The sequence below is a fragment of the Nocardia neocaledoniensis genome, assembly GCF_003182135.1.
Classification (GTDB): Bacteria; Actinomycetota; Actinomycetes; order Mycobacteriales; family Mycobacteriaceae; genus Nocardia; species Nocardia neocaledoniensis.
Genome location: NZ_QGTL01000016.1, coordinates 146,632 through 152,643, shown reverse-complemented (window position 1 = coordinate 152,643; position 6,012 = coordinate 146,632). Strand labels below are relative to the sequence as shown.

Annotated in this window: 4 protein-coding genes; 1 reads left to right on the top strand and 3 read right to left on the bottom strand. The window is 68.2% G+C overall.

What is annotated here, in order from left to right:
• The first annotated feature begins 225 nt into the window (after positions 1 to 225).
• The gene (locus DFR69_RS30815) at positions 226 to 1,449 is read left to right on the top strand and encodes an MFS transporter (RefSeq protein ID WP_110041195.1); all 1,224 of its coding nucleotides are present in this window, start codon (positions 226 to 228) and stop codon (positions 1,447 to 1,449) included.
• A 64-nt stretch (positions 1,450 to 1,513) separates the two neighbouring features.
• On the opposite strand, the gene DFR69_RS30810 is transcribed toward DFR69_RS30815, so the two are convergent.
• Genes DFR69_RS30810 through DFR69_RS30800 form a run of 3 tightly spaced genes read right to left on the bottom strand, consistent with a single transcriptional unit; the run spans position 1,514 to position 6,011 of the window.
• A complete protein-coding gene (locus DFR69_RS30810) occupies positions 1,514 to 2,989 on the bottom strand; it encodes an aldehyde dehydrogenase family protein (RefSeq protein ID WP_110041194.1) in 1,476 nt (491 codons plus the stop codon).
• A gap of 33 nt (positions 2,990 to 3,022) precedes the next feature.
• Positions 3,023 to 4,039, bottom strand: coding sequence for an alcohol dehydrogenase catalytic domain-containing protein (locus tag DFR69_RS30805; protein WP_110041193.1), 1,017 nt, complete (start codon positions 4,037 to 4,039; stop codon positions 3,023 to 3,025).
• A 28-nt stretch (positions 4,040 to 4,067) separates the two neighbouring features.
• Positions 4,068 to 6,011, bottom strand: a complete 1,944-nt coding sequence (locus tag DFR69_RS30800; protein WP_110041192.1) for a hydantoinase B/oxoprolinase family protein — start codon at positions 6,009 to 6,011, stop codon at positions 4,068 to 4,070.
• Between the last annotated feature and the right edge of the window lies 1 nt (position 6,012).

Below are 6,012 nucleotides of genomic sequence, written 5' to 3'. Positions count from 1 at the left end.
GATCGCGGCCGTCATCCAGTACCAGGACACGGTCAACGCCCCGTTCCCCAGCCAGAAATAGACGGCCGGTGGGCGGCTCGTCGGGGCCGCCCACCTCATGCCGAGCGAAGCGCCCCCGAGCCCCCGAAGGACACGCACGTGACACAACTCGCGCAAGAGCAAACCCCACCCGCCACACCACCACCCACCCCAGGCCCCGGGACAACCGGGTGGGGTCTGACCGGAATGCTGGTGGTGCTCTACCTCCTCAACGCCTCCGACAAGGCGGTGTTCGGGCTCATCGCTCAGCCGCTGCGCGAGGATCTGGATCTGAGCGCCTCACAGATCGGCTTCACGGGCAGCCTGTTCTTCCTCGCTTTCACCGTCGGCGGGTTCCTCGCGGGACCGATCAACAAGCTCCTGGCGCTGCGCTGGTCGATCACGCTCATCGCGGTGCTGTGGGGTCTGGTCATGCTGCCGCTGGTGGTGTGGGCGACCTTCGCCGTGCTGCTGCTGAGCCGGATGCTGCTCGGCTTCACGGAAGGGCCGACCTCGGCTCTCCTGCACACCGCGGCGTATTCGTGGCATCCGCCGAACAAGCGCGGACTACCCAGTGGACTCATTCTCACGGGCAGCATGCTGGCCAAGATGGCCGTCGTACCCCTGCTGGCGCTGGTCGTCGCGGAATACGGCTGGCGCGCGGCGATCATCGTGCTCGCGGCCGCGACCGCACTGTGGTGCGTCCCGTGGCTGCTGACCTGGCGGCCGGGCCCGTATCAGGTGGGTGGCAAGCATGCCGCGCCCGAGGACGCCACGACCGAACCCGCGGTGCCGTGGCGGCGGCTGCTGACGTCGAAGACCTTCGTGTCCGCGGTCGTCGTCGCGATCACCGCGTACGCGCTGATGTCGGTCGTGTTGACCTGGCTGCCTTCGTATTTCGAACAGGGCCTCGGCTACTCGCGCCTGGAATCGGGCACGCTGTTCGCCGCGCCGAGTTTCGTCGGGATCGCCACCCTCGTCGGTGGCTCGTGGCTCAGCGACCGCGGGGTGAGTCGTGGCCTGTCGACCCGGCTGGTGCGGGTGGTCGTGCCGTGCGTCGGTGTCATGATCGCCGGCGTGCTGCTGCTGAGCCTGCCCGTGCTCGGATCGCCGCTGCTGGCAGTGATCGCGGTGTCGGTGGCCTACGGGCTGGTGGTGGCGATCTTCCCGCTGCTCAATGCCGCGGTGATCGCGACGTGCCCGCCGCGTCAGACCGCCGGGGTGATCGGCGCGTTCTTCGCGCTCCAGGCGATCGGCGGCATCATCGGTCCGTGGTCGATGGGGATCGTGGTCGACGCGTCGGCGAGCAAGGTCGACGGCTATACGGCCGCCTTCCAATGCCTCGGTGTGGTGGGCGCGATCGCCGCGGCGGCGGCGTTGTTCCTCGCCGACCCGCTCCGCGATCGGGAACGGCTGCGCGTGACGCGCTGATCGCCGACGAACAGACGAACGGCCGGGAGACGTCATCGTCTCCCGGCCGTTTTCGCTGGGCGGCTCAGCCCAGGTTCATGTAGACGGCCTTCGGGTAGAGGTAGCTCTCCACGTGTTCGCGGCCGCCCTTCCAGCCATAGCCGCTCATCTTCGTTCCGCCGAAGCCGACCGACGGGTCGAGGATCCCGTAGCAGTTCACCCAGACGGTGCCTGCGTTGATACCGCGCGACACCTTGTGTGCGGTGCCGAGATCCCTGGTCCAGACGCCACCGGCCAGCCCGTACGGGGTGGCGTTGGCCAGGCGCAGCGCCTCCTCGGTGTCGTCGAACGGGATCACCGTCGCCACCGGGCCGAAGATCTCCTCCTGCGCGATGGTCATCTCGTTGGTGGCCGAGGCGAACACCGTGGGTTCGACGAAGAAGCCAGATGCGCGGTCGCCGTCGAGCCGCTTACCGCCGCTGACCAGTTCGGCTTCACCGGAACCGATGTCGATGTAGTTCAGTACCCGGTCGAGTTGACGCTGTGAGATCAGCGGGCCCAGTTGACTGTTCGGGTCGAGGCCGTCACCCACCCGGATCGTCTTGGTGAATTCGGCCATGCGCGAGACGAATTCGTCGTGGATCGAGCGCTGGACGAAGATGCGGGTGCCGGCCACGCAGACCTGGCCGCTGTTGGTGTACACGCCCATCGCCGCGCCCGGCACCGCCAGGTCCAGATCGGCATCGGCGAAGACGATGTCGGGCGACTTGCCACCGAGCTCGAGTTGCAGCCGCTTCATGTTCCCGGCCGAGGCGCGCACGATGGTCTGGGCGGTACCGACCGAACCGGTGAACGCGATGCGGTCCACACCGGGGTGCTCGGCCAATGCCGCGCCCGCGTCCTTGCCGTAGCCGGTGACCACGTTGACGACACCGTCGGGAACGCCTGCTTCGGTGAGCAATTCGGCCACCCGCAGCACTGACAGCGACGCGTCCTCGGCCGGCTTGAGGACGGCGGTGCAGCCGGTCGCCAAGGCCGGGCCGAAGATCCACCAGAGGCCGATGAGGGGGCCGTTCCACGGGATGATCCCGCCGACGACGCCGACGGGTTCGCGGTAGCGCAGGGTCAGGAAGTCACCGGGCAGCGAGTTCGGCGGCGTGCTCGCGGTGCCCGCGTCGACCTGGGAGGCGAAGAACTGCAGTACCTGCGAGGTCCACTCGCGCAGGCCGCGGGTGCGGGTCAGCGGGGCGCCCATGTCCAGGGTCTCGATGGTGGCGAGTTCCTCGAAGTTCTCGAGGACCAGGTCGTGGACGCGCAGGATCAGCGAGCGCCGCTGGTGCGGGGTCCAGCGGCTCCATTCGCCGTCGAAGGCGGTGCGGGCGGCCGCGACGGCGGCGTCCACATCGGCGGCGCCGCTCGCGGCGATGGTGCCCATGGTGGCACCGGTGGCGGGGTTGACGACGTCGATGGTCTCCCCAGAGGCGGCGGGCACCCAGCGTCCGCCGATCAGGTTGCGCTTGGCCGTGCCGACGAACGTGGGCACCGGATGGGTGGTGGTCATAGATCTCTCCGAATCAGCGAAAGGACGTAGGGGTCAGTCGAAAAGGAAGACGCCCTTGCCCGCGTCCTGCTTGTCGAACCATCGGTAGGCCTCTTCGGCCTGCTCGAGGGTCCAGGTGTGCGAATACAGGTTGTCGACCGGAAGATTGTGCGCCACAACGTAATCGGCGCAGCGTGCCTGTTCGATCGTCGACATGGTCCAGGACGTCATCAGCGTCCACTGGTTCTTGTAGACGGACTGGGTCGTGAACTCGACGTGTCCGGGCAAGCCGATGAACACGGCCCGGCCGAAGGTGCCGAGCACGGCCAGGGCGTCCGCACCGGCCCGGCCGGAGGTCTCCAGCACGACGTCGGCCTTGCGGCCGCCGGTGTGTTCGGCGACGACCTCGGCCACGGACTGCTCACGGGAGTGGACGACGATGTCGGCACCGAACCGTTCGCTCTCGGCGAGTCTGCGGTCATCGACGTCGACAGCGATCACGCGGGCGCCCATCGACGCGGCGAACATCGTCGCCGAAAGGCCGACCGGCCCTTGCCCGAAGACCACCGTGGTCGTGTCCGCGACGCCACCGGCACGCTTGATCGCACCCCACGCCGTCCCGGTGCCGCACCCGATGGCCGCGCCCGCCTTGAACGACAGTCCTTCCGGCATCGGCAGCAGCGCCGCGGTCGGCACCAGGGCGAAGGAGGTGTGGCCGCCGTTGACGTGCACCGCCATGGTCTTGCCGGGTGCGGTCTCACACATCTGCGGCCAGCCCGCACGACAACGGCGACAGGTGTTGCAGCCGAAGTAGTGGTGGATCATCACCCGGTCACCGACGGCGAAGCGGGCCGGGTCGACACCGTCGCCGATCGCGTACACCTCACCGCACGGTTCGTGACCCTGGATCACCCCGTGGTCGAAATCGAAAGCGCCGTGGTAGAAGTGCAGGTCGGAGCCACACATTCCCGAGGCGCGGATCTTCACCACGACTTCGCCGTAGCCCGGTTCGGGTTCGGGGAAGTCCTTCAGCACCGTGGTGCCGTCTCCCGGGAACAAGATCCCCTTCATCAGTTCTCTCCTGTCTCGTGCGAGCAAATCAGGCGCAGCGGCGCGCGCGCAGCCGCGCTGTCGCCTCGTGATCGATGCGCAGGCCCTCGGGGTCGAGATGTGGGTCGCCCTCGACGACGACCCCGTAGTCGCGCGCGGCGCCCGCGAGACTCACGTACTCGTTGCGGACGTCGGCGAGCACCCGTTCGGGATCACGGCGCAGCGGGTCGCCCCATCCGCCACCACCATTGGTGAGACAGCGCAGAATCGTGTTCGGTCCCGTCGACCACACCTGCTCGGCGGCGAAGTAGTGGTAGCGGCCGTCCGGGTCCAGCGCCTTGGTTTCCGGGTCGAGAACTCCGGCGACCGGCACACTGTCGGCGTAGACCTGCGCGTCGGTGCCGAGCAGGCCGGGGGCCGCGCCGTCCGCACCCGGCGGGAACAGCCACATCGCTCCGGTGGGCCCGGCCTGTCCGCCGTTGGCGCCGACACCCGAGGGCTGTTTCGTGCGGAACGGTGACAGGTAGTGCGCGCCGGCGGTGAGCCACAGCGCGTCCTTGAGATTGGCCGCGCCACCGCGGAAGGTGCCCGCGCCGCCGGTGTCGATGGCGTGTTCCTTGCGCAACAGCACCACCGGCGACTCGCGTTCGATCGTCTCGGTCGCGGGGTCGAGGTTGTTGAGCGTGAACAGGACGGTGTAGCTGTCGCCGTCGCCGACATGCGTCGCGCCCCACGGTCCGTGTTCGCCGCCGCACTGAGTGGCCGAGGTCCACGGCGTGCCGTCGGCTCGCAGGCCGGAGGCGTTGTGGGTGTTGGTCGAGCCGTAGTCACCGCCGACGCCGTGCTTGCCGAGGACGGGATTGAGAGCGTCGAAGATCGCGGACGCGACGGCGCCGGAGGCCTCCCAGAACATCATGATGCCGCCGTCGGGTGGCAGCGACGAGACGATGGTGCCCGGTGGGACCGCGAGGTCGACATTGCGCCAGGTGCCGGAGGTGAACGGCACCGTCGGGTCGAGCAGCATCGTGAGGGCGACGCCCACAGCGGTTTTGGCGTCGAGTACGCCGCAGTTGATGCAGGTCCTGGCCTGGGGCGAGGTGCCGGACAGGTCGATCTCCATGTCCTCGCCGCGCTTGCGCACGAGGACCCGCACGGTGTAGTCGACGGTGTCGTCGAGGCCGTCGGCGTCGATCAGCGCCGAGCCCGCGTAGTCGCCGTCGGGTACCAGTGCGATCGCGTCGCGCATGCGCTCGGCGGAGGTGTCGCAGGAGTAGTCGAGCGTCCCGAGATAGGCCTCGAGTCCGTACCTTTCGATGTTCTCCAGGATCAGCCGCTCCCCCAGCGTCAGCTGCTGGAAGATGCTCTTGAAGTCGGGCAGCAGCATGCCGCCCCAGCGGGTGTTGTCGAAGATCAGGCTGAACGTGGAGCGCACCGGTTCGTCGTGTGCCCACAGCAACATCGGCGGGATCACGAGGCCGTTCTCGTAGACGTTGCTCTTGGTCGCGGAGAAGCCGCCGGGCACCGTGCCACCCATGTCGAGTTGGTGCGCGCACATGGTGACGAAGGAGACGATCTCACCGTCGACGAACACCGGACGGGTGAAGGCCACGTCGTTCACGTGCCTGCCACCGCGATACGGGTCGTTGCAGATCAACACGTCGCCGGGACGCAGGTTCTCGGGCCCGTACTCCTCCACGGCGTTGCGGACCGCGTCACCCATGGTGCCGAGGAACACCACCAGGCTGTTGCTGACCACGGCCATCGGATAGCCCTTGTTCGCGGGACCGCTGATGGTGCAGGCGAAGTCGTACCAGTCGCGGATGATCGGCGAGAACGCCTCGCGCATGAAACCGGTGGACATGTGCTCGACCGCGTAGCGCAGCCGATTGGTGATCACGGTGGCGCTGAATCTGTCGGCGCCATAGCGCTCGCGGAACTGGGCGTCGGTCAGGTCGCGCAGCCGGGGGGCGGTGGGGATGGTCGGACTGGACATG